The organism is Prevotella sp. oral taxon 475 (genome assembly GCF_018127805.1).
Taxonomy (GTDB): domain Bacteria; phylum Bacteroidota; class Bacteroidia; order Bacteroidales; family Bacteroidaceae; genus Prevotella.
This window is the reverse complement of sequence record NZ_CP072334.1, coordinates 1996443-2020266: the sequence shown is the minus strand read 5'-3', so window position 1 is coordinate 2020266 and position 23824 is coordinate 1996443. Positions and strand designations below refer to the sequence as shown.

Below are 23824 nucleotides of genomic sequence, written 5' to 3'. Positions count from 1 at the left end.
CATGATGGATAAGTACGGACTGATAGGCTATCCCCTTGGACATTCCTTCTCAATAGGCTACTTCAACGAGAAGTTCCACAATGAAGGCATCGACGCAGAATACGTCAACTTCGAGATTTCCCAAATCGAAGATCTGCCCGAGATTCTTGCCGCTAATGCTCATCTGAAAGGCCTCAACGTCACCATCCCCTACAAAGAGGAGGTGATGCGCTATTTAGACGACATCACGCCCGAGGCCTCGGCCATCGGAGCGGTGAATGTCATCCGCGTGAGTCATAAAGGTTCGAAGACGATACTCAAGGGCTTCAACAGCGATGTCATCGGGTTTACCCGTAGTATCGAATCGATGCTCGAGCCTTGTCATAAGAAGGCTCTCATCCTCGGTACGGGCGGAGCGGCCAAAGCCGTGGCCTACGGACTGAAAAGCCTGGGCCTGGAGACACTCTTCGTCAGTAGGACACCGCGCGCAGGCGTCGTCACCTACAATCAGATCACTCCCGAGATGATCGAGGCCTACAACGTCATCGTCAACTGCACTCCACTGGGACTCTATCCCAATACCGAGGTATGCCCCGACCTGCCTTACGAGGCGATGAATTCGCACACGCTGCTCTACGACCTGCTCTATAATCCCGACGAAACGCTCTTTATGAAAAAAGGTCGGCAGCAAGGGGCTATCACCAAAAATGGACTGGAAATGCTTCTCCTCCAAGCTTTCGCCAGTTGGGAAATTTGGACGGGAGAAGATGGGAGGAAGTAGGAAGGAGTATTGCTTTTGTCGACAGAGTAACTTCCTCGTCAACTTGTCAACTTTGTCACCTCGTCACCTCGTCAACTTGTCAACTAAAAATATGAACAACCGTTATATGCAGCGCGGCGTGAGTGCCGCCAAAGAAGATGTGCACAATGCCATCAAGAATATCGATAAAGGAATCTTTCCGCAAGCATTCTGCAAAATCATCCCCGACATCCTCGGCGGAGACGACGAGTATTGCAACATCATGCATGCCGATGGAGCCGGTACTAAGTCGTCACTGGCCTACGCCTACTGGCGCGAGACGGGCGATCTGTCCGTATGGCGCGGCATCGCCCAGGATGCCATCGTGATGAATACCGACGACCTGCTCTGCGTGGGTGCCGTCGACAATATCCTCGTCTCAAGTACCATCGGGCGCAACAAAATGCTCATCCCCGGCGAAGTAATCTCCGCTATCATCAACGGCACCGACGATCTGCTTGCCGAACTTCGACGCATGGGTATCGGCATCTATGCCACCGGTGGTGAAACTGCCGACGTGGGCGATCTCGTCCGCACAATCATTGTCGACTCTACTGTCACCTGTCGCATGAAGCGTAGCCATGTCATCAACAATGCCAACATTCGCCCCGGCGACGTCATTGTAGGGCTCTCCTCCTGCGGCACCGCCACCTACGAACAACGCTATAACGGCGGTGTGGGCAGCAACGGACTCACCAGCGCGCGCCACGATGTCTTTGCCAAATACTTGGCCGAGAAATATCCGGAGACCTACGACCACGCTGTGCCCCAGGAACTGGTCTACAGCGGAACAAAACATCTGACCGATGCCATCGAGGCTCTTGGCGTTGATGCCGGTCAATTGGTGCTCTCGCCCACCCGCACCTACGCTCCCGTTATCCGTCAGGTGCTCGATGAGCTGCGCTCTGATATCCACGGTATGGTACACTGCACAGGTGGCGCACAAACCAAGGTGCTCCACTTCGTCGGTGACAACTGCCGCGTGATAAAAGACCATCTCTTCCCCGTCCCGCCCCTCTTCCGTCTTATTCAGAAAGAAAGCAACACTGATTGGCGCGAGATGTATAAAGTGTTTAACATGGGCCATCGCATGGAACTCTACGTCCACCCCGACATTGCCCCCCGTATCATCGACATCAGTCGCAGCTTCAACATCGATGCGCAGATAGTCGGCCGTGTAGAAGAAGGCAGCAAGTCGCTCACCATTACCTCAGAATTTGGAACCTATAACTATTGATGAAGAAAGATGATAGAAGATAACAGCATATTAGCGAAACTCGACGGATTGGAAAGTCGTTACGAAGAAGTGTCGACCCTGATTACCGATCCTGCCGTCATTGCCGACCAAGAGCGATACGTAAAACTTACCCGCGAATATAAAGATCTTGGCGATATCATGGATGCCCGCCGTAGATACGTCTCTTGTTTGAATTCCATTGCCGAAGCCAAAGATATTCTGGCCAACGAAACCGATTCCGACCTAAAAGAGATGGCGCGTGAAGAGTTGTCGGTCAACGAAACAGAACGTCCGAAGCTGGAAGAAGAAATCAAACTGTTGCTCATTCCTAAAGACCCCGAAGACGCCAAGAACGTGCAAATGGAAATCCGTGCCGGAACAGGTGGCGACGAGGCCGCACTCTTTGCTGGCGACCTCTTTGGCATGTACAAACGCTTCTGCGACTCCAAAGGCTGGAGTCTTTCCGTCACCAGTTCGAGCGAAGGTGCTGTCGGCGGTTTTAAGGAGATAGACTTCGCTGTAAGTGGCGATAACGTCTACGGCGTTCTGAAATACGAAAGCGGCGTACACCGCGTGCAACGCGTTCCTGCTACCGAAACGCAGGGCCGAATGCACACCTCTGCTGCTACCGTTGCCGTGCTGCCCGAGGCCGACAAGTTCGAAGTAAATATCAACGAAGGCGACATCAAGTGGGACACGTTCCGCAGTTCGGGTGCAGGCGGTCAGAACGTCAATAAGGTAGAATCGGGCGTGCGTTTGCGCTATCCTTGGAAGAACCCCAACACGGGCGAGACTGAGGAAATTCTCATCGAATGTACCGAAACACGCGACCAACCCAAGAACAAGGAACGCGCCCTTTCTCGACTGCGTACCTTTATTTACGATCGCGAGCATCAAAAGTATATCGACGATATTGCCAGTCGGCGCAAGAGTCTCGTCTCCACCGGCGACCGTTCTGCCAAAATACGCACTTACAACTATCCGCAGGGCCGTGTCACCGACCATCGCATTGGCTACACCACGCACGACCTTCAAGGCTTTGTTTCCGGCAACATCCAAGATATGATCGACGCTCTCACCGTGGCCGAAAATGCCGAGCGGATGAAAGAGTCCTCACTGGCTTAATCATCACCGATTTATTCTCACTGTGATTCGTATTTCATATTGAAACCTTTGGCGGAAAGGGAAGATTGTGTTACCTTTGCCGCCGTGAAACAGAATGTGTTGACATATCGGCAGCATCAAAAGGAGCAGAAAGGGGCGAACTTTTCTGCATCTTTTAACGCCCATTCCTTGGTAGTCTCCCAGAAAATGACTACCTTACACACACACACACACACACACACACACACACACACACACACACACACACACACAATATTCGCACCTATTGTAGTGTAAGATTTTTTAGCTTTTCTCTACGCGCGCGCGAAGTGAGCGCAACCCCTATTAGCAAAGGGCTCCACGGAGTTCCCTTTGCTTCTCTTTTCATGCTCTTTCGCCAAGTGTCGGAAAGCGAATTCACACCGAAGTTTCATCAATTAAATATTAGAGAATTATGAACAGAAAGCAATTCAAGAATCAACCTTACACAGCACCGCAATGTGAGGTTATTCAAACGGAAAGTGAGAGTTTTATCTGCGTCTCCGTTCGTCCCAATGGCGGCAACCCCTCGACCACCGACCCGTGGGATGAAAAGAACCATGAGGGCGGTTCCGTCTTCTTTGGCGACGAGAGCAACGTAGCACCCTCCAAAAAGGGTTTGTGGGAAGACGATGGAGAAGAAGAAGATTATTAAACGTAAAAAAGAGACAGACACAATGAAGACAAAGATGATTTTATCCTTCGCACTGTTAGCCATGCTGGCAGCTTGCAGCAACAATGATAACGTAAAGCCCGAGGATGGCGATAAAGGCAAAGTGGATATTACGCAAGGTATTGAGTTCAAGGTAAACTTCAAAGATTTCAATACTGAAAAAGAATATGTCGGAACACGCACCACGCCAACCTCCGACACCATCAGCCGCAAAACCATCGACCTGGGCAACAACCTGCTGGCCGAGGTAACCGTGCAACGCGACTCTGCCAGGACTACCCGCTCCATAGCCGCTACCCGCGCATTGGAGAACGACGACTATACGATGCTCGTATTCCAAGGCTCTTTTCCCACCTACACGCTGAAAGGGGAGATTACCGGCACATTGAAAGACGGCAAATTCACTCCCAACATGCATTTGCGCCTGGCACCAGGCCCTTACATCTTCATGTTGCACAATAACCGTATGACTAAAGTCACCACCCCCATGGGCACGATTGGATTGAAGCTTACCCGTGACAACGCCGAAAAGGCCTTGCTGGCCCGAACCGATTATACTGTAACCGCCACACCCGACCCACAGTATGTCGATTTCCAAATGAGCCATGTGGGTTGTCGTATGCGTATCAAGCTTACCGGATGGATGCCCATTCAAGCCTCCACCACAGCCAGCATACAAGCCTACAACTCCAATTTGCTGCCTGAGGATTGCACCTTTGAACTACCCTACAGCGGTGATAAGTTGACTGATGGCGAACTGAATCCTCTTAACGAACCCCTCACTTTCCCTGCCAGTGCCACCACTCCTAACGCCGACGGTACCTACACCACCCAGAGTAACGAGTATCTCTACTTCGTGCCCGGTACCGACATGGAAGGTTTCAAACTCAAGTTCACCGGCGGGCAGATCTACAAGATGAACATGGCCGGTGCCAGCGTCAACCTCATCAGTCTTGTCGATCCCAACATTCATTCAGCCCACGTCATGGACATCAACGAGTCGTATTTGGTGAACATCAACCTCAAATACAACTTCCTCTACTTGATGAGCGACGGCACCACTGACTTCCTTAACTCCACCCAATATACCGCCCTGCGCGCTAGCGACGGTAAAACGAAACGCTATGTCGACAAGCAAGGCACTGTGCTCGCCACCCCCAAAGTGCCCATCGCCGTGGTGTTAAGCCAAAGCAAAGGAATGGCGGTAGCATTAAAGAACGCCAATGGAGGAGCTCCAGCATGGTGGAGTACCAACAAATATTGGTATAAACAGACTAATACGCATGGGGTAACAAATCAGGCCGATGCCTTAAACAGTCAAGTTACCAGTGGATTAGATGAGACATGGGATCCAAACTACAGTACGAGTAATGTAATTGGCGAAAAGGTAAAAGGGAAGAACTCTGATTTCCCTGCATTCTATGCCGCAGCTCACTATGATCCAGGTACGGTTTACACAGGTTCACCCGCACTACAATGGTATCTTCCGTCATACAGTGATTTTAAGTGGATGTTTTCTAGTTTAGGTTTGGGTGATAAAACTGTTGTAACTCAACCCGCTCATTATAGTTGGTATGGCAGTTTGGCCGATATTGCGTTAACACAAGTTGGTGGTGATGCGATTACAGGTGCGATGTACCTTAAGAGGTATTGGTCAAGTTCTGAATACGTTGTAACTGGATTGTATGGAACAGATACATACGGGAATGCTTTCCTTGCAAATCCGACAGATGGATACTGGGGAGGATATGCCATATCACAATACGACAATCTTGTCCGCCCATTCGTAAAATACAAATAAGAAGCAACAAGGGTGTTGAACACTTACGGTCAAGAGTATTCAACACCCTTGAGGAAGAGTGTTCAATACCTTTGAAGAAGCGTATTTTATCAACTTATTATAATCACTTAAATGGAAAGGAAACAAAATTATGATCGAATTCGAAGTGAAGTCTAAAAAACAGACGATCGGAGCCAAGAAAGGCCAAACGGTGTATTACGCTGTGGCCAAGACCAATAACCACATGACGCTCGAGATGGTGTGCGACATGATTGTAGCCGAAACCTCACTCTCACGCGGTGACGTGATGAACACGCTCATCACGCTGGGACAGCTGACGTGCCGATCGCTGAAGATGGGCTTCAGCATCGACCTGGGCGACGTGGGTTCGATACGTGTCTATTTCCCCTCACGTATGATGGATAAGAAAGAAGATGTGACGGCCGGTACGCTCAAAACACCCAAAATCGTGTTCACACCCAAAGCAAAGATGCGCGCGGCCTCTAAAGCGGCGGAGGTGAGCATAGACAATCCCGCCAGGAAGAAAGAGGCCAAGCCCAAGAAACCATAAGGCCGTTTGGGCGGCAACGGCTTTCGCTCTCAAGGTGGAGAGAATGCCGAAACAGAGAACCGAGGGGGTGGAAAGACGCACGGCGCGCCTTTCCACCCCCTTGTTCTGACTCAGGCTTTTGGCATCATGACTTGGGAAGTTGGCGAAACTGTGGTATCTTTGCAGTCGAAATTAACTAACAAAACAGAGGAGATCGATATGAACAGACAACAGTTGGTGGAGCAGATATGGAGAAAGAAATCGTTTTTGTGCGTAGGGCTCGATACGGACATTCGGAAAATTCCACCACATCTGCTGGCGGAGGAAGATCCCGTCTTTGCCTTTAACAAAGCCATTATCGACGCAACGGCTCCCTATTGTGTGGCCTACAAACCCAATTTGGCCTTCTACGAGGCACTGGGGGTGAAGGGAATAGCAGCCTTCGAACGTACGGTGGACTATCTGAAGCGGGTCTATCCCGAGCAGTTTGTGATTGCCGATGCCAAACGCGGCGACATCGGGAATACATCGGCTCTGTATGCCCGCACGTTTTTCGAAGAGTATGGACTTGATGCGTTGACGGTGGCTCCGTATATGGGCGAGGATAGCGTGCGGCCATTCCTTGAGTATGATGGGCGGTGGGTGATTCTGTTGGCCCTGACGAGCAACCGGGGATCGCACGATTTTCAGTTACTGGAAGATGCTAAGGGACGGCGGCTGTTTGAAGAGGTGCTCATTCGTTCGCAGCAATGGGGCAACGAGGAAAACATGATGTATGTCGTGGGAGCGACACAGGGTAGAGCGTTCGAGGATATTCGCCGGCATGTGCCGCATCATTTCTTGTTGGTGCCCGGCGTGGGAGCACAGGGCGGCAGTCTGCAAGAAGTGTGTCGGTATGGTATGACGAGGGATTGCGGATTGCTGGTGAACAGTTCGCGTGGAATCATCTATGCCGACGGCGGAGAACGATTTGCAGAGGTGGCTGCCGAAAAAGCACGTGAGATGCAGCAGGAGATGGAGCAAGAACTGGCAGCACGAGGACGATGAGCGAGGCGAAAATCATCAACGATCCCGTGTTCGGGTTTATCAAAATTCCTCGCGGCGTGCTTCTCAACATCGTGCGCCATCCATTGATGCAACGACTCACACGTATCAAACAATTGGGACTGGCCTCGGCGGTCTACCCCGGTGCACAACACACGCGGTTTCAACATTCTATCGGGGCGTTTCATTTGGTGAGCGAGGCCGTGTTTTCGCTTCAACAAAAAGGTATTTTTATTTTCGACAGTGAGGCAGAGGCCGTGGAAGCGGCCATCCTGATGCACGACATCGGGCACGGTCCCTTTTCGCATGTCTTGGAGAATACGCTCATCAGCGGTATCTCGCACGAAGAAATTTCGCTGCTGATGATGGAGCAGATGAACCGCGAAATGAACGGTGCGCTGACGCTATCGATTAGTATTTTTAAGAACGAATATCCCAAGCGATTTCTGCATCAACTCATCAGTAGTCAGTTGGATATGGACCGGTTGGATTATCTTAGTCGAGACAGCTTTTTTACGGGCGTGAGCGAGGGTAATATCGGGTCGGCCCGTATCATTAAGATGCTTGATGTGGTGGACGATGGATTGGTGGTAGATCATAAAGGCATCTATTCTATTGAGAGCTATCTCATCGCCCGACGTCTGATGTACTGGCAGGTATATCTCCACAAAACAGCTGTAGCTTGCGAGGCGATGCTCATCAACGTGCTTCGGCGCGCCAAACAGCTAACGAGGCAAGGTCGCCGACTGTTTGCCACACCAGCCCTTACCTATTTCTTAGAGAACGATGTAGATCAAGAACGCTTTCGCCAAGATGCCGAAGCTCTGCACCATTACTGTGCCCTGGACGACAATGATATATGGAGCAGCGTGAAGGTGTGGATGAACGACGAAGATCGGGTGCTTGCTCTGCTTTCTGCCAATCTGGTCGAACGTAACATCTTTAGGGTGAAAGTCTATGACGAACCTATCCCCGAAGAGAAAATCAATGCCGTGCGCCAGGAAATTCAAACACGCCTGAATCTCTCAGACGACGAATGCCGCTATCTGCTCAGTGCCAATACCGTTCGGAAGAACATGTACAGCATGAACGACGACCATATCTCCATCAAATATAAAGACGGAACTTGCAAAGATATTTCCGAGGCATCAGAGCTGTTTGATATCGCTCGCATTTCCAAGAAAAACAGCAAATATTACCTTTGCTTTCAACGAATCTAAATTATAATTGCTATATTTGCAAAATTATTTCAACACGGCTTAAACTGATGGAATTTACAGCAAAACAAATTGCCCAAATCATCAATGGCGAAATTATAGGAGACGAGAACGCAGCGGTCAGATCTTTTTCCAAGATAGAAGAAGGAAAACCGGGAAGTATTTCATTCCTCTCCAACCCTAAATACACACATTATATATATCATACCGAGGCAAGTATCGTACTAATGAATAAAGATACTGTACTTGAAAAACCCGTAAAAACAACTCTTATTAAAGTAGACAATGCCTACGAATGCGTTGCTCGTCTGCTGCAAATGTACGAGGCATCCAAGCCGAAGAAAACCGGTATAGATGCTTTGGCTTTTGTTGCGCCCGATGCAGAGATAGGAAAAGATTGCTACATCGGCGCATTTGCCTATGTGGGCAGTAAAGTAAAAATAGGCGATCATACACAAATATACCCCCATACTACCATCTGCGAGAATACGACGATAGGAGAAAATTGCACGTTCTATCCCCATGTCACGGTGTATCAAGAGTCGGTTATCGGCGATCGGGTGATTTTGCATGCCGGTAGCGTGGTGGGATCGGATGGCTTTGGTTTTGCACCTTCTGCCAACGGCTACGATAAGATTCCGCAAATCGGCATCGTTACGATCGAAGACGATGTAGAGGTGGGAGCCAATACCTGCATCGACCGTTCGACAATGGGCAGTACCTATATCCGCAAAGGTGTGAAGCTGGACAATTTGGTGCAGATTGCACACAATACAGACATCGGTGAAAACACGGTGATGTCAGCTCAGGTGGGTGTGGCAGGTTCGACTAAGGTGGGGCAATGGTGCATGTTCGGTGGGCAAGTGGGTATAGCCGGACACATCACCATCGGCAATAGAGTTTTTCTCGGGGCGCAGTCGGGTGTGCCGGGCAATATCGGCGATAACCAACAGCTCATCGGAACACCGCCCATGGAGCAACGCCCATACTTCAAGTCGCAAGCCGTATTGAAGCGTCTGCCCGAACTATACAAGCAAATCAACGATTTGCAGAAACAAGTAGAAGAATTACAACAGCAATTAAAATCATAATGCAATGTTAAAACAAACAACATTGAAAGGAAGTTTTTCGCTCTGCGGAAAAGGTTTACATACGGGATTGAACCTCACGGTAACGTTCAATCCTGCCCCCGAAAACACCGGCTATAAGATACAGAGAATCGATTTGGAAGGACAACCCGTTATCGATGCCCTGGCAGAGCGCGTTGTCGACACGCAGCGCGGAACAGTTTTGGCCAACGGCGATGTGCGCGTGTCTACCGTTGAGCACGGCCTTGCGGCACTCTATGCTTTGGGCGTGGACAACTGTCTGATACAGGTCAACGGTCCTGAATTCCCAATTCTCGACGGTTCGGCCATCATGTATGTTGAGCAGATCAACCGTGTGGGTATAGAAGAACAGAACGCACCGAAGGATTATTACATCATTCGCCATAAGATCGAGGTGAAAGACGAGAAGACAGGCTCGTGCATTACTATCCTGCCCGACGATGAGTTCAGCGTTACGGCAATGTGTTCGTTCGATTCGAAATTCATCAACAGTCAGTTTGCCACGCTCGATACTCTCGAAAATTTCGAGACCGAAATCGCCCCGGCCCGCACCTTCGTCTTCGTGCGCGACATTGAACCGCTGCTGAAAGCCAACCTCATTAAGGGCGGCGATATGGACAATGCCATCGTCATCTACGAAAATATCATCGGGCAGCAGCAACTCGATCAGTTGGCCGACCTCCTCAAAGTGCCTCATCTCGATGCCACCAAGCAAGGTTATATCCAACACAAGCCCTTAGTTTGGGAGAACGAATGCACCCGCCACAAACTGCTCGACATTATCGGCGACATGGCTCTCTTGGGCAAACCCATCAAAGGGCGCATCATCGCCACTCGGCCCGGACATACGATCAACAACCTTTTTGCCCGCCATCTGCGCAAAGACATTCGCAAGCACGAGATACAAGCCCCCATCTACGATCCCAACGAGGCACCCGTGATGGACAACAAACGCATTCGCGAACTCCTACCGCACCGATATCCGATGCAGTTGGTAGACAAGATCATCTCGTTAGGGCCCACGAGCATCGTCGGCATCAAGAACGTGACGAGCAACGAACCTTTCTTCGTGGGGCACTTCCCGCAGGAGCCCGTCATGCCCGGCGTATTACAGGTTGAGGCAATGGCGCAGTGCGGCGGATTGTTGGTGCTCAACCAACTGGAGGAACCGGAACGTTGGTCGACCTACTTTATGAAGATCGACGAAGTGAAGTTTCGGCAGAAAGTTGTTCCCGGCGACACGCTGCTCTTCCGTGTAGAATTGCTCCATCCCGTTCGCCACGGCGTGAGCTCAATGAAAGGTTACATGTTTGTAGGCGACCAAGTAGTGTCTGAAGCCACCTTCACCGCCCAGATCGTAAAGAATAAATAAATCCCCCTGGAAGCTATGAACCAAATCAGCCCCTTAGCCTACGTCCACCCCGAAGCCGTACTGGGAGAGAACAATCTTATTGGCCCATTCTGCTACATCGATCGCAACACGGTGATCGGAAACGGCAACAACCTGCAAAACAGCGTCACTCTGAACTACGGAACCCGATTGGGCAACAATAACGAGATTTTTCCCGGAGCAAGTATTTCCACCAAACCACAAGATCTGAAGTTTGCCGGCGAAGACACCCTCTGCGAGATTGGCGACAACAACAGTATCCGCGAAAACGTAACCATCTCGCGTGGAACGGCCTCGCGCGGAACCACACGAGTGGGCAACAACAATCTGTTGATGGAAAACATGCACATTGCACACGACTGCATTATCGGTTCGGGCACCATCATCGGCAATTCCACTAAGTTTGCTGGCGAAGTGGTGGTAGACGATCATGCCATCATTAGTGCCGCCGTACTCTGTCACCAGTTCTGCCGCATTGCCGGTTACGTAATGATACAAGGCGGTTGTCGGTTCAGTCAGGACATTCCCCCTTACATCATCGCCGGGAAAGACCCCATACGCTTCGCCGGAATCAATCTCGTGGGGCTACGTCGTCGCGGTTTCGACAACGAACTCATCGACCTTATCCACAATGCCTACCGCCTACTCTATTCTAAAGGTATTATGGCCGAGGGCATCGAAGAAATCAAACGCAACCTGCGCATTACGAAAGAAATACAGTATATCATCGATTTCGTCGAGTCGTCTCAGCGCGGAATCATCCGATAGAGCCTCTTCTGGGGAGCAAGAGAGCGTATCAAACGTGAATTTGATACGCTCTCTTATCGTTTTGCCTGCCCATCGAGATAACAAAACCGTTCCGCTTTTTGTTCGGCAGAGGGAGCAAGCCCGTTTTGGGGCTGTTTTTTGTTTCCCCCTAGAGGGAAAGCTCATTCTGTTGCCTGTTCTGCGTTTCCACCAGGAGGGAAAGCTCATTCTGTTGCCTGTTCTGCGTTTCCCCAGGAGGGAAAGCCCATTCTGTCGCCCGTCCTGCGTTTCCCCCAGGGGGGAAATCCTATTCTGTTGCCCGTTCTACGTTTCTACCAGGGGAGAAAGCCCTGATTCGGTCCACTCAATCACATTTTCATCCCTTGGCTGGCGTATTTTTTGTAAATTTGCCCTCAAAATCTCCCATTCATCCCCCAAAAGAAGCGTATGAAGACTCTCATCGTGCTCGTAGGTCCCACCGCCGTGGGAAAAACACAACTCAACCTGGCCATTGCCCGGCGATTCGGTATCCCCATCATTAACGCCGACTCGCGACAGATCTTTGCCGAGCTCCCCATCGGTACGGCCGCCCCCACAGAGCGTGAGCGGCAGGAGGCTGAGCATTTTTTTGTGGGCAACAGGCAGATCACCGATTATTACAGTGCATCGATGTTCGAGACGGACGTCATCAACCTGCTCGACCGACTCTTTCTCCGGCACGATACGGCCCTGCTCTCGGGCGGCAGTATGATGTATATCGACGCTGTGTGCAACGGCATCGACGACCTCCCTACCATCGACAACGAGACACGACTGGCCGTGAAACGCAAGCTCGAAACCCAAGGACTGCCAGCCCTGGTAGAAGAACTCAGACGGCTTGACCCTGAACATTACCGCATCGTCGACCAGCGGAATCCCCGACGTGTGTGCCATGCCGTTGAGATTTGCCGGATGACGGGCACCACCTATTCCTCCTTCAGAAAGAAAGAGGTGAAACAACGTCCGTTCCGAATCCTGAAAATCGGACTCAACCGCCCACGTGAAGAACTCTATGCCCGCATCAACACGCGAGTGCTTGAGATGATGGAGACCGGACTTGAGGCCGAGGCTCGGAGTGTGTATCCGCAACGCGGGATGAACTCGCTCAACACAGTGGGCTATAAAGAACTCTTCGCACATTTCGACGGACAGATCTCCAAAGAGGAGGCCGTGAGACAGATCCAGTCGCACACACGGGAGTACATGCGCAAGCAACTCACGTGGTTCAAGCGGGATGCACAAATCAAATGGTTCCATCCCGACAACCCCGTTGAAATCCTAAATTATATCGAGACATCTATCGCCGTAACGGATTAAATCCGTACTTTTGCAAACAAATCAACACACACATCATGCGTCGAAAAATCATCTATTATGCACAATGGGGGGAGCAAAGGCTCCGCACCTTCTGGCATTGGTATAAAGGTCTGTATCGGGGCCGAAACTGGGCATTCAGAACGGCCGTAGGTTTGGTCTCGGGCATTGTATTCTTTTTCCTCTATCTGGGGATGGTAGACTGTAACTTCCTGTGGCTCTTCGGGAAGTCGCCCGGGTTTGCTCAGATCAAGAACCCCACCACGTCGCAAGCCTCCGAGATATATAGTGCCGACGGACAACTCATCGGCAAATACTTCAACGAGAATCGCACGCCGGTGAAGTTCGACGAGGTGAATCCACTCTTTTGGAAGACGCTCATCGACACCGAAGATGAACGATTCTATCACCACTTCGGTATCGACGTTCCTGGAATGCTCGGAGCAGTGAAAGATGCCGTGGCGCGGAACGATGCCCGCGGCGCGTCAACCATCACTCAGCAGTTGGCCAAGAATATGTTCCGCGTTCGCACGCAATATTCCACCGGACTGCTCGGTAAGATTCCCGGCATTCGCATGCTTATCATGAAGAGCAAGGAATGGATCATTGCCACCAAGCTGGAGATGCTCTACAACAAGAACGAGATTCTTACGATGTATGCCAATACCGTCGATTTCGGAGCTAATTCGTATGGCATCAAAACGGCCTGCAAAACCTATTTCAATACTACACCAAAAGATCTGACCACTGAACAGGCCGCTACGCTCGTGGGAATGCTCAAGGCCACAACCTATTACAATCCCATCTCGCATCCGGAAAACAGTCTGCGCCGCCGCAACGTGGTGCTTTCGAATATGGTTCGGCACGGCGATTTGAGTCGCCAGGTATACGACTCGCTCTGCTCAGTTCCCATCCGTCTGAAATACAGCGTTGAGAGCAACTACGACGGTCAGGCGAAATATTTCCGCGAAGCCGTGGCCGACTATCTCAAAGAGTGGTGTCAAAGCAACGGGTACGATCTCTACAGCAGTGGTCTGAAAATCTATACCACCATCGACACCCGCATGCAGCGATATGCCGAGGAGGCCGCAATGAAACAGATGCGGCAGATTCAGCAGAACTTCAAAAACCACTGGGGCAACAACGATCCGTGGGTAGACGAACGAGGACGAGTCATTCCCGACTTCATCGAAGGCATTGCCCGCAAGCAACCTGTCTACAAATGGCTCTTAGAGAAATATCCCAATCAGCCCGACTCTATTCATTATTACCTCAATAAGCCGCATCAGGTGCGGGTATTCGATTATCAAAAAGGAGAAATCGAGATGCAACTCTCCACGATGGACTCCATTCGCTACATGGTGAAGTTCATGCACTGCGCCTTCGTAGCCATGGAACCGCAGACGGGTGCTGTGAAAGCCTGGGTGGGCGACATTGACTTCGGGTCGTGGAAGTATGACAAGGTGACGGCTATGCGCCAACCCGGTTCCACCTTCAAACTCTTTGTCTACACCGAAGCGATGAACCAAGGACTGACTCCCTGCGATAAACGCCGCGACGAATATATCTCAATGCAGGTCTACGACAAAGTGAAACGAGAAGTGACGACGTGGACACCCTCTAACGCCAATGGCTCTTTCTCGGGCGACTCCCTCCCCCTGAAAGCCGCTTTCGCCAAAAGTATCAACTCAGTGGCTGTGCGATTAGGACAAGAGATGGGCATCAAGCGCATCATCGAGACTGCTCGAAAGATGGGCATCAAGAGTCCGCTCGATGATGCCCCCTCACTGGCTTTGGGCTCGAGCGACGTCAATCTGCTCGAACTCACCGACGCCTACTGCACCATTGCCGCCGACGGTCAGCATCATGAGCCTGTGTTGGTCACCCGTATTGAGGATAAAGACGGGAACGAAGTGTTTGTCGGTCCCACCACTACCGAGCAAGTTGTACCCTACAAAAGTGCCTTTCTTGTTCAGCAACTCCTCATGGGTGGCATGCGCGAACCAGGCGGCACCTCGCAAAGTCTTTGGGGATATGTGGGAAACTATCGTGACACCGACTTCGGCGGAAAAACCGGAACCTCCAACAATCACTCCGATGCTTGGTTCATGGGGGTGAGTCCGCGACTCGTCGTCGGAGCCTGGGTGGGTGGCGAATATCGAAGCATTCACTTCCGAACCGGAGCCTTGGGGCAAGGCAGTCGCACGGCTCTGCCCATCTGCGGCTACTTCCTACAGGCCGTTTTCCGCGATCCTGCTTTCAAACAATATCATGCCAAGTTCGGCAATCCGAAAGATGCCGACATCACCCGCGACATGTACCTCTGCGCCAGCTATTATCCCCAAGCTAAACGCGATACCACTGAGAGCGACAGTGCTTCAGCCGACGGTCTCATTATCCTCGATGGCGAGGGCAATCCTATCAAAGACGTCAACCCCAACGACCTCAAACCCACCGAGCAGGGTACAGAAAAGAAACGCTCGCATCCCACCGAGCAGCCCCTCAACCTCGACGAATTATAAGTGTTTTTTAGTTGACGAGTTGATGGGTTGACAAGTTAACAAGTTGATGAGTTGACAAGGAGATTACTCATGTGGGAACTCCTTGTTAACTCATTTGTTTAAAAGCAAACCACCTCGTCAACTTGTCAACTCATCAACTTGTTAACTTGTCAACTCGTCAATTTCCCATCTCTTAGCTTTTGCAAAACGGGCGAAAAACAACGGATTTCTTGCATTTTATATCTATCTTTGCAAGAAACTAACAAAATCCTTACTCACACATGGAAATATGGAAGAAATATCTGCCCGATGTGGTGGCAGTAGTGGTGTTTGCAGTCATCTCGTTGGCCTATTTTATGCCCGCAACCCTTGATGGACGAATTCTCTATCAGCACGACGCATCGGCCGGAAGAGGAGCCGGACAAGAGGTTCTGCAATATCGTGAGCAGACAGGAAAGATCTCGCGGTGGACCAACTCCACCTTTGGCGGAATGCCTACCTATCAAACCTCGCCCTCGTATCAGAGCATGGGTGTGCTCGTAGCTGCCACAAAAGCCTATCACCTGTGGCTACCCGACTATGTGTGGTACGTCTTTGCCTATCTCCTGGGCTTCTACATCCTGCTCAGAGCCTTCGACTTCCGGCACTCGTTAGCCGTTCTGGGTGCTGTGGTATGGGCCTTTTCCAGTTATTTCTTCATTATTATAGCTGCCGGGCACATCTGGAAAGTCATGGCCTTGGCCTATCTTCCGCCGATGATAGCGGGCGTCATACTGGCCTATCGTGGGAAATGGGCCAGCGGCCTCGTCCTCACGGCCCTCTTTTCGGCCTTCGAAATCAATGCCAATCACGTGCAGATGACCTATTACTACCTATTCATCCTCCTGTTCATCGTGATCGCCTACGGCGTGCAAGCTTTCAGAGAGCGACAGATGACTCGCTTTCTGAAAGCCACGCTGGCCTGTATCGTGGGAGCCGCGCTGGGCATTTGCATCAATCTTTCCAATCTGTATCACACCTGGCAGTATGGACAGGAATCGATGCGGGGTAAAAGCGAATTGGTGAAGAAGAATACCGCCAACCAAACCAACAGCGGATTGGAGCGAGACTATATCACGCAATGGAGCTACGGCATCGGTGAAACCTGGACGCTGCTCATCCCCAACGCCAAGGGAGGAACGTCTGCCGTGCCGATGTCTGCCAACAAAATCGTGCAGGAGAAAGGCTCCCCCGAACTCTCTTATCTCTACCAACAGATGGGGCAATACTGGGGAGAGCAGCCGGGAACCTCAGGTCCCGTCTATGTCGGGGCCTTTGTGCTGATGCTCTTCATCCTCGGTCTTTTCATTGTGAAAGGGCCGATGAAGTGGGCTTTGCTTGCGGCCACCGTCCTATCGATATTGCTCTCGTGGGGAAAGAACTTCATGGGCCTCACCGACTTTTTCATCGATTACGTCCCGATGTATGCCAAGTTCCGCACGGTAGCCTCGATTCTGGTCATCGCCGAATTCACCATCCCTCTGCTGGCCATGCTGGCCTTGAAGCAGATTGTCGACGAGCCCGATCTTCTGAGGAGCAAGATGAAATACTTATATGTCAGCTTCGGTCTCACCGCCGGTATGGCCCTACTCTTCGCCCTGATGCCCGGCGTCTTCTTTTCCGACTTCATCTCGACCGACGAAATGCGTGCTCTGTCGCAGTTCCCCTCCGAGCAGCTCACACCCATTCTCACCAATCTGCGCACCGTCCGTCAAGCCATTTTCGCCGCCGACTGTTGGCGCACGTTCTGGATCATCGTCATTGGAACAGCCCTTCTGTTGCTCTTCACAACCAAACGACTGAAAGCTCCATACGCCATTGCCGCCATCACTCTGTTGTGTTTGGTAGACATGTGGCAGGTGAACAAGCGATACCTCAACGACGGCATGTTTGTCGAGTCTACCGTTCGCGACACCCCACAGCCCCTCACGCCCACCGACCGGCAGATTCTTCAAGACAAAGCTCTCGACTATCGTGTGCTCAACCTCGCCTCGAACACTTTTAACGAGAACGAAACCTCCTACTATCACAAGAGTATCGGCGGCTATCACGCTGCCAAGTTGCGCCGTTACCAAGAGCTCATCGAAGCCTACATCTCTCCCGAGATGCAACGCCTCATGCCCGCCCTCGTGAAAGCCGGCGGCGATATGACCCGCGTCAACGGCGACTCGCTCTATCCCGTTCTCAACATGCTCAACACCAAATATTTCATTCTCCCCCTTCAAAACAACCAAACCGTTCCTCTTCAAAACCCCTACGCCTTCGGCAACGCCTGGATGATAGACCGCATCAGCTATGTCGACAACGCCAATGCCGAACTCGATGCCCTGGCCCATATCGACCTCAAGCACGAAGCCGTGGCCGACAAACGCTTCCAGTCCGTCCTTGGGCAGAGCCAGCCGCAGGGCAACGTTGCCAAAGCCGTTCTCACGAAGTACGCCCCCGACCAGCTCACCTATAGCCTCGAGACCGACAAAGGCGGCATCCTCGTCTTCTCCGAAGTCTATTATCCCGAGTGGACCGCCACCGTCGACGGCCATCCCGTCGAAGTGGGCCGCGTCAACTATCTCCTCCGTGCCATCCACGTCAAGCCCGGCCGCCATGAAGTCGTGCTGAGCTTCTTCCCTCAGTCCGTCCAGCGTACCGAGCTCGTGGCCTATATCGCCTACGCTCTCTTAGTGCTCCTCACCATCGGCCTGATTTTCTGGAACCGGAAAAGCAAGAAAAGAGAACGCGTATGAACAAGGAGTTAAGTTGACAGGTGAACAAGTTGACGAGTTGACAAGTTGACAAGGAGGCAACCTTCCTGTCAACTCGTCAGTTTAAGAAACAAGCTACCTTGTTAACTTGTTTACTCTCGTCAACCCTGTCTAAGCGATACGAAGAGATAACAACCCTATAAGGGCTGGGGCTGTTGGGAATGTTTGTACAACGTGTACAAATATGCGGTAGATAACCTCTCGATACGAAAGAGGTGCTCTCCCAATACACCGGAGGTGACCTCCCGCACATTGGGAAGTCACCTCCGGTGTTGTAAATGATGCTTGCGCACGGCATTGACTTTGGCTGCGCATCGAGACGGTGCTACAGAAGGCCCAAATGGGAGGGCTTTTCACCGCCAAGCCTAATAGCTCACCTCGCTCCAGGGCCGTTCTTCAAACTGCGTTTCGTCTTCTTCGTCGAAGAAGTCGCCCTGCTTGGCGTCACCCTCGCTGATGGAATGGTGAGAATTGACGGGAAACTGTTGCTGAGCCAGGTCGCCATCGGTTGTGAGACGGATGATGTGGCTGAGGGGCGTGGTGTATGTTTGTTTGCTTGTCATTGTCTGATTGCTTTTTTACTTATACCTTACTATTTATTCCTTGACTACTTTCTTTCCATTGACAATGTAAATGCCGCGGGTGGGATGAAGAACGCGACGACCTTGCAAGTCGAAGTAAACGTCTTCTTTACTCGGCTGGACTGCGGAACCGACGGAGCGGATGCCGGTGGTTTCGGGCGTAGAGAAGTCGATCACGAAGCTCTTGGCCGAACCGATGGCGGTGCTGGGGAGTCGCAATCCGGCTTTGTGCGCCTTGAGGTGAATCGAGTTGATGTCGTGCCCGGTCTGCCTGTAAAAGCCTTGTCCGTCGGGACCGCTGCCGAAGAGGAAATATTTGTAACCCGCAGCGTTGAGGGTTTGCTCGATAGCCGTGCCCACAAGCAGATTCTTAGCAATGGTAACGGGTGTTCCGGTCAGGTTGGCCTTGTAGGCATAGGTTTGTCCGGCCGTGCCTTTCAATATCACAGCTTGCCCGGCGGGGATGATGTTGCCGGCAGCAAAGGCCTCGGTCTTGGCTTGATATTGCCCGCTTTCCTTTTTCACCTCGGTGATGATGTAGGCCGTACAACCTGCCGGCACCTCGAAGTTCTCGGTTTCGAGATAGAGCGTGGCGTAACCAGAGGTGCCGATCGGCACCTCTTCGCGATAGGTTCCTTTCAAGTCTGCCCAATGTGCTGTCGTTTCGTAGGTGAGTGTGGCCTCAGTTGGAACAAAGATGCTCAGATTCGTAAGATTATAAAATAGCTGACCACTTGCAGTAGGAGGAATAGCGCGATGCATCCTTATTTTCGACACGTTGTTAGAAGTAAATGCTGCCCATCCAATTTCTTCCACCGAGGCGGGAATATCAAACTCGGCAATATTGCTCATCATAAAAGCGTTATCTCCGATTTTCTTTACCGTGGCAGGAATCTCCAACGCCGTAAGATTGGTCTGCATAAAACAATAACCGCCGATTACTTGCAATTGAGAGGGCAATTTGACATACTCCAAGGCGTAACAATCACCAAAAGTATTCTCTGGCAATTCGGTGATTTTGGTATTCTCAAGCCCATAAACATATTTAAGGGTTTCACTCCAAAACATTTGGGGATCTTCTATCTTTTCCAAACTGCTGGGCAGCGTAACGGAAACATATCGACCTTGAGCTATGGCACTCTTTTTGAGCCTTAAAACACCTTCTGAGATATGGAAGTTAGTGAATTTATTCTCCGTATAGAAAGCTTGTTCACCGATTTCAACAACTTGGTAGGAATTTCCTCCATACAAAATGAAGCCAGGGAGATTTAAATCTGTCCCGGTGAAACCGGCTGGAATTGTTCCACGCCCGGTGAGTCTTACTTGGCGCGGATTGGTGTTGATGATGTCGTACTTCAAAGGAATGCCATCGGCATTGTTGAGGATGAAACTCTGCGCCATGAGTTGACACGAATATACAAGCGCAACTAAATAAAATAGAATTCTCTTCATATCATTGATTTTTTTATTACTGAATACTTATCTCAAATCGTTATCATTTCTTTTTTCCGTTGCCTGGCAAACGGACACAAAAAGAGAAACAAAGGGAACTCCAGTGAGCCCTTTGTTTATTGGGGTTGCGCTCGCCTCGCGCGCGCGTATGGAAAAGTGAAAAAGTATTGCGCTACCAATAGGTGCGCATACTGTGTGTGTGTGTGTGTGTGTGTGTGTGTGTAAGGTAATCATTTTCTGGGAGACTACCAAACAATGGGCGTTAAAAGATGCAGAAAAGTTCGCCCCTTTCTGCTCCTTTTGATGCTGCCGATATGTCAACACATTCTGTTTCACGGCGGCAAAGGTAACACAATCTTTTGGTTTGGCCAAAGGTTGAAGAAAGATTAAAGAAAATGAGGAATTGATGGAAGAGGTAAATTGTTTGTTTTGATCGAGCAAAGTAATTAACGGAATGGGGCTTCGTCGAAGAGTGAGAGCGAAAGGTCTTCCGCTGCCGGTCGTGATTCCTTGTCTTGTTCCTCGGTGCGTTCGTCTTCAAATTGCAACATCAGCTGCTGCGTCTGCTGGGAATGGAGGTTGAGGTGGTAGACTCCGCGCGTCTGCGTGCGCTCTACCATTGAATTGGGATTGCGTGAGTTGGCAGCAAGAAACCGCGAAACGTAGGCCCGCACTTCATCCAGACTCACTTCGCTGAAGAAGGAGTTGCAGGCGTTGAAAACGTGCAGGGCCGTTTTCTGAACAGAGAGTCCGTCTTCGCCGGCTTCGGCCAGTACACGAAATATCTCGCGGGCGTACATTGGGTAAGGGAGATAAGGAGTAAGGGAGTTAAGGAGTTAAGACAATAGTTTTTGAGCAGAGGGGCTAACTTCCTTGTTAACTCGTCAACCGATCGACTTGTTAACTTGTCAGCTCGTTAACTTATGAATCTGATCCACTAAAAAAGCCGCTTCCTGTAAAAGAAGCGGCTCTTTTTAGTTTTAAGCTAAAGTGACGAGTTGACCTTCACCTTTGATTTTTCCTTCTTTAAAGAGCCAGCCGATGCCTAAGAGCACCTCTTCTTCACTCTTTTCAGACGCTTTAGCAATCTGTGCCACGGTCAGGGCTTTGCCTGCCGAAGAGAGAGCTTGATAAACATCTCCTGCTCTGAAGCCCACGCTCTCGGCATCTATTCCCCAAGTAGGTTTCGATGTTTTCTTTGCTGCGGGTTTCTTCACTGCTACGGCTTTCTTCTCGGTCGCAACCGCTGCGGTTGCACCAGAAGTTTTGGTTGCTTTCTTTTCTGCCATGTCTTATAATTTTATGATTCTTGTAACCGCCTGGGTTACAATCTTAGCTGAAATCGGGCACAAAGTTAACGCTTTCTTCTGGCTCCCGATGCCAACCGAAAGGAGATGGCAGAGCGGCGGCGGGTTTTATTGATGTAAATCAACCTTTAAGCAAAGTTCGTCGAGCTGTTGAGCTGCAATGGTCGAAGGAGCATCGAGCATCACGTCGCGGCCACTATTGTTCTTGGGGAAAGCGATACAATCGCGAATCGAATTAAGCCCCGCAAAGATGGAAACAAGGCGATCGAGACCGAATGCCAGTCCGGCATGAGGGGGCGCACCGTATTTAAAGGCATTGATAAGGAAGCCGAACTGTGCCATGGCTCGCTCGGGAGTAAAACCCAGGATGTGGAACATCTTCTCCTGTAGAGCCCCGTCATGAATTCGAAGACTGCCGCCACCCACTTCGATTCCGTTGCAAACGAAGTCGTAGGCCTTGGCACGCACGCGCTCGGGATGCGTGTCGAGCAGCGGGATGTCGTCGGGATGAGGCATCGTGAAGGGGTGATGAGTAGCCATGAGGCGTTGTTCCTCGTCGCTCCATTCAAAGAGAGGGAAGTCGACAATCCAAAGACACTCGAAACGATCTTTGTCGCGTAGCCCCAATCTCTCGCCCATTTCTAAGCGCAGGGCACAAAGCTGGGTGCGGGTTTTATTGGGTTTGTCGCCGCTCATGATGAGCACCAGGTCGCCATCCTTTGCGTCCATAGCCTGTTTGAGACGGGCGAACACCTCGGGCGAATAGAACTTATCGATGCTGCTCTTCACTCCACCGTCGGCCTCGAACTTGACGAACACCAATCCACTTGCCCCTATTTGCGGACGCTTAACGAAGTCGGTGAGTTCGTTGAGTTGCTTGCGCGAGTAGTCGGCACAGCCGGGAACGCAGATTCCACCAATATATTCTGCCGAATTGAAGACACTAAACTCGCCCGCTCCTTTCAGAACGTCGGCCAATTCTACGAATTCCATTCCAAAACGCAGGTCGGGCTTGTCGCTGCCATACAGCTTCATGGCCTCGTGCCAGGGCATTTGACGTAGCTTGGCCGGCAGTTCTACGCCACGAATCTCGCGGAAGAGATGTCGGGCCATGTCTTCAAAGAGGTCGATGACATCGTCTTGCTCTACGAAACTCATCTCACAGTCTATCTGCGTAAACTCGGGTTGACGGTCGGCGCGCAGGTCTTCGTCGCGAAAACACTTGGCAATTTGGAAATATCGGTCGAATCCGCTCACCATCAGCAGCTGCTTGAGCGTTTGCGGACTTTGCGGAAGCGCATAGAACTGTCCCGGATTCATGCGCGAGGGCACCACGAAATCGCGTGCTCCCTCGGGTGTAGAACCGATGAGAATAGGTGTCTCTACTTCGATGAAGTCGCGACTATCGAGGAAGTTACGGATCAGAATCGTCATACGATGACGCAGTTCTAAGTTCTTTCGCACGTTCGGACGGCGCAGGTCGAGATAGCGATACTTCATCCGAATGTCGTCTCCTCCATCGGTATTTTCCTCAATGGTGAACGGAGGTGTCTCGCTTTCGCTCAGAACGGTCAGTTCGCGGGCAATGATTTCGATGTCTCCTGTGGGTAGATGGGGGTTTTTGCTTTCACGTTGGTTCACTGTGCCCGTTGCCTGAATGCAGAATTCGCGTCCCAAACGGTTGGCTCGGTCGCAGAGTTCCTTATTTTCCGCTTCGTTAAACACCAGCTGCGTGATGCCATATCGATCGCGAATGTCTACGAACGACATGCCACCCATTCTTCTTACGCGCTGAACCCAGCCTGCCAGCGTTACATTTTTGCCTGCATCCGAGAGGCGAAGTTCTCCACAAGTATTCGTCCTATACATGTTGTTTCCTTTTTAATGATGGGTGCAAAAGTACACATTACCACCGAAACGGACAAATATTTCAAGCCTACACCCAAGCTGATTGCAAAAAAAATCGGTTGTCGTGAGACATCCGATTTCAAATCCAACTACTTCAAACTCATCTACTCAAACAAATCAAAATATTACAACTCTGATTTTCGTCCTATGATAGGACACTCTTTTTCTTGTTTGCAAATATAGAAACAAGGGTGCTCGCATCAAAGTCTTCCGTCTATAAAATCTCGTTCTCATGCAAAGAAACATAAAAAGGGCG

General features: G+C 50.8%; 19 protein-coding genes. 14 read left to right on the top strand and 5 right to left on the bottom strand.

What is annotated here, in order from left to right:
• Positions 1-4: 4 nt before the first annotated feature.
• From J5A66_RS07955 to J5A66_RS07890, 14 genes are all read left to right on the top strand, one after another.
• On the top strand, positions 5-760 hold the full coding sequence (locus J5A66_RS07955; protein WP_211791480.1) for a shikimate dehydrogenase: 756 nt from the start codon (positions 5-7) through the stop codon (positions 758-760).
• Positions 761-851: 91 nt separating this feature from the next.
• Positions 852-2015, top strand: a complete 1164-nt coding sequence (locus J5A66_RS07950; protein WP_211790104.1) for an AIR synthase related protein — start codon at positions 852-854, stop codon at positions 2013-2015.
• A gap of 9 nt (positions 2016-2024) precedes the next feature.
• Positions 2025-3140: a peptide chain release factor 1 gene (prfA, locus tag J5A66_RS07945; RefSeq protein WP_211790103.1), complete on the top strand. Its 1116-nt coding sequence runs from the start codon at positions 2025-2027 to the stop codon at positions 3138-3140.
• 433 nt (positions 3141-3573) lie between these two features.
• Positions 3574-3813: a hypothetical protein gene (locus J5A66_RS07940; protein WP_211790102.1), complete on the top strand. Its 240-nt coding sequence runs from the start codon at positions 3574-3576 to the stop codon at positions 3811-3813.
• Positions 3814-3835: 22 nt separating this feature from the next.
• Positions 3836-5632 carry a hypothetical protein gene (locus tag J5A66_RS07935; RefSeq protein WP_211790101.1) on the top strand — a complete coding sequence of 599 codons (1797 nt, stop codon included), beginning with the start codon at positions 3836-3838 and terminating at the stop codon, positions 5630-5632.
• Between the two features lie 130 nt (positions 5633-5762).
• Complete coding sequence (locus J5A66_RS07930) at positions 5763-6182, top strand: HU family DNA-binding protein (RefSeq protein ID WP_211790100.1); 420 nt, start codon at positions 5763-5765, stop codon at positions 6180-6182.
• Between the two features lie 198 nt (positions 6183-6380).
• Positions 6381-7208, top strand: coding sequence for an orotidine-5'-phosphate decarboxylase (pyrF, locus tag J5A66_RS07925; protein WP_211790099.1), 828 nt, complete (start codon positions 6381-6383; stop codon positions 7206-7208).
• A complete protein-coding gene (locus J5A66_RS07920) occupies positions 7205-8425 on the top strand; it encodes an HD domain-containing protein (protein ID WP_211790098.1) in 1221 nt (406 codons plus the stop codon). Before pyrF ends, J5A66_RS07920 begins: the two co-directional genes overlap by 4 nt.
• Positions 8426-8472: 47 nt before the next feature.
• The gene (lpxD, locus tag J5A66_RS07915) at positions 8473-9513 is read left to right on the top strand and encodes a UDP-3-O-(3-hydroxymyristoyl)glucosamine N-acyltransferase (RefSeq protein WP_211790097.1); all 1041 of its coding nucleotides are present in this window, start codon (positions 8473-8475) and stop codon (positions 9511-9513) included.
• A 4-nt stretch (positions 9514-9517) separates the two neighbouring features.
• Positions 9518-10903, top strand: a complete 1386-nt coding sequence (locus tag J5A66_RS07910) for a bifunctional UDP-3-O-[3-hydroxymyristoyl] N-acetylglucosamine deacetylase/3-hydroxyacyl-ACP dehydratase (RefSeq protein ID WP_211790096.1) — start codon at positions 9518-9520, stop codon at positions 10901-10903.
• A gap of 15 nt (positions 10904-10918) precedes the next feature.
• Positions 10919-11689, top strand: a complete 771-nt coding sequence (gene lpxA / locus J5A66_RS07905) for an acyl-ACP--UDP-N-acetylglucosamine O-acyltransferase (RefSeq protein WP_211790095.1) — start codon at positions 10919-10921, stop codon at positions 11687-11689.
• 426 nt (positions 11690-12115) lie between these two features.
• The gene (gene miaA, locus J5A66_RS07900) at positions 12116-13024 is read left to right on the top strand and encodes a tRNA (adenosine(37)-N6)-dimethylallyltransferase MiaA (protein WP_211790094.1); all 909 of its coding nucleotides are present in this window, start codon (positions 12116-12118) and stop codon (positions 13022-13024) included.
• Positions 13025-13059: 35 nt separating this feature from the next.
• A complete protein-coding gene (locus tag J5A66_RS07895) occupies positions 13060-15543 on the top strand; it encodes a transglycosylase domain-containing protein (RefSeq protein WP_211790093.1) in 2484 nt (827 codons plus the stop codon).
• 260 nt (positions 15544-15803) lie between these two features.
• A complete protein-coding gene (locus tag J5A66_RS07890; RefSeq protein WP_211790092.1) occupies positions 15804-18302 on the top strand; it encodes a YfhO family protein in 2499 nt (832 codons plus the stop codon).
• 383 nt (positions 18303-18685) lie between these two features.
• On the opposite strand, the gene J5A66_RS07885 is transcribed toward J5A66_RS07890, so the two are convergent.
• The 5 genes from J5A66_RS07885 to aspS all read right to left on the bottom strand — a co-directional run bounded on the left by J5A66_RS07885 (position 18686) and on the right by aspS (position 23529).
• Complete coding sequence (locus J5A66_RS07885; protein ID WP_249109951.1) at positions 18686-18883, bottom strand: transcriptional regulator; 198 nt, start codon at positions 18881-18883, stop codon at positions 18686-18688.
• A gap of 33 nt (positions 18884-18916) precedes the next feature.
• A complete protein-coding gene (locus J5A66_RS07880; RefSeq protein WP_211790091.1) occupies positions 18917-20353 on the bottom strand; it encodes a leucine-rich repeat domain-containing protein in 1437 nt (478 codons plus the stop codon).
• A gap of 446 nt (positions 20354-20799) precedes the next feature.
• A complete protein-coding gene (locus J5A66_RS07875) occupies positions 20800-21153 on the bottom strand; it encodes a hypothetical protein (protein WP_211790090.1) in 354 nt (117 codons plus the stop codon).
• Positions 21154-21333: 180 nt separating this feature from the next.
• Positions 21334-21642: a winged helix-turn-helix domain-containing protein gene (locus J5A66_RS07870; RefSeq protein ID WP_211790089.1), complete on the bottom strand. Its 309-nt coding sequence runs from the start codon at positions 21640-21642 to the stop codon at positions 21334-21336.
• A gap of 126 nt (positions 21643-21768) precedes the next feature.
• Positions 21769-23529, bottom strand: coding sequence for an aspartate--tRNA ligase (aspS, locus tag J5A66_RS07865; RefSeq protein ID WP_211790088.1), 1761 nt, complete (start codon positions 23527-23529; stop codon positions 21769-21771).
• Positions 23530-23824: the final 295 nt, after the last annotated feature.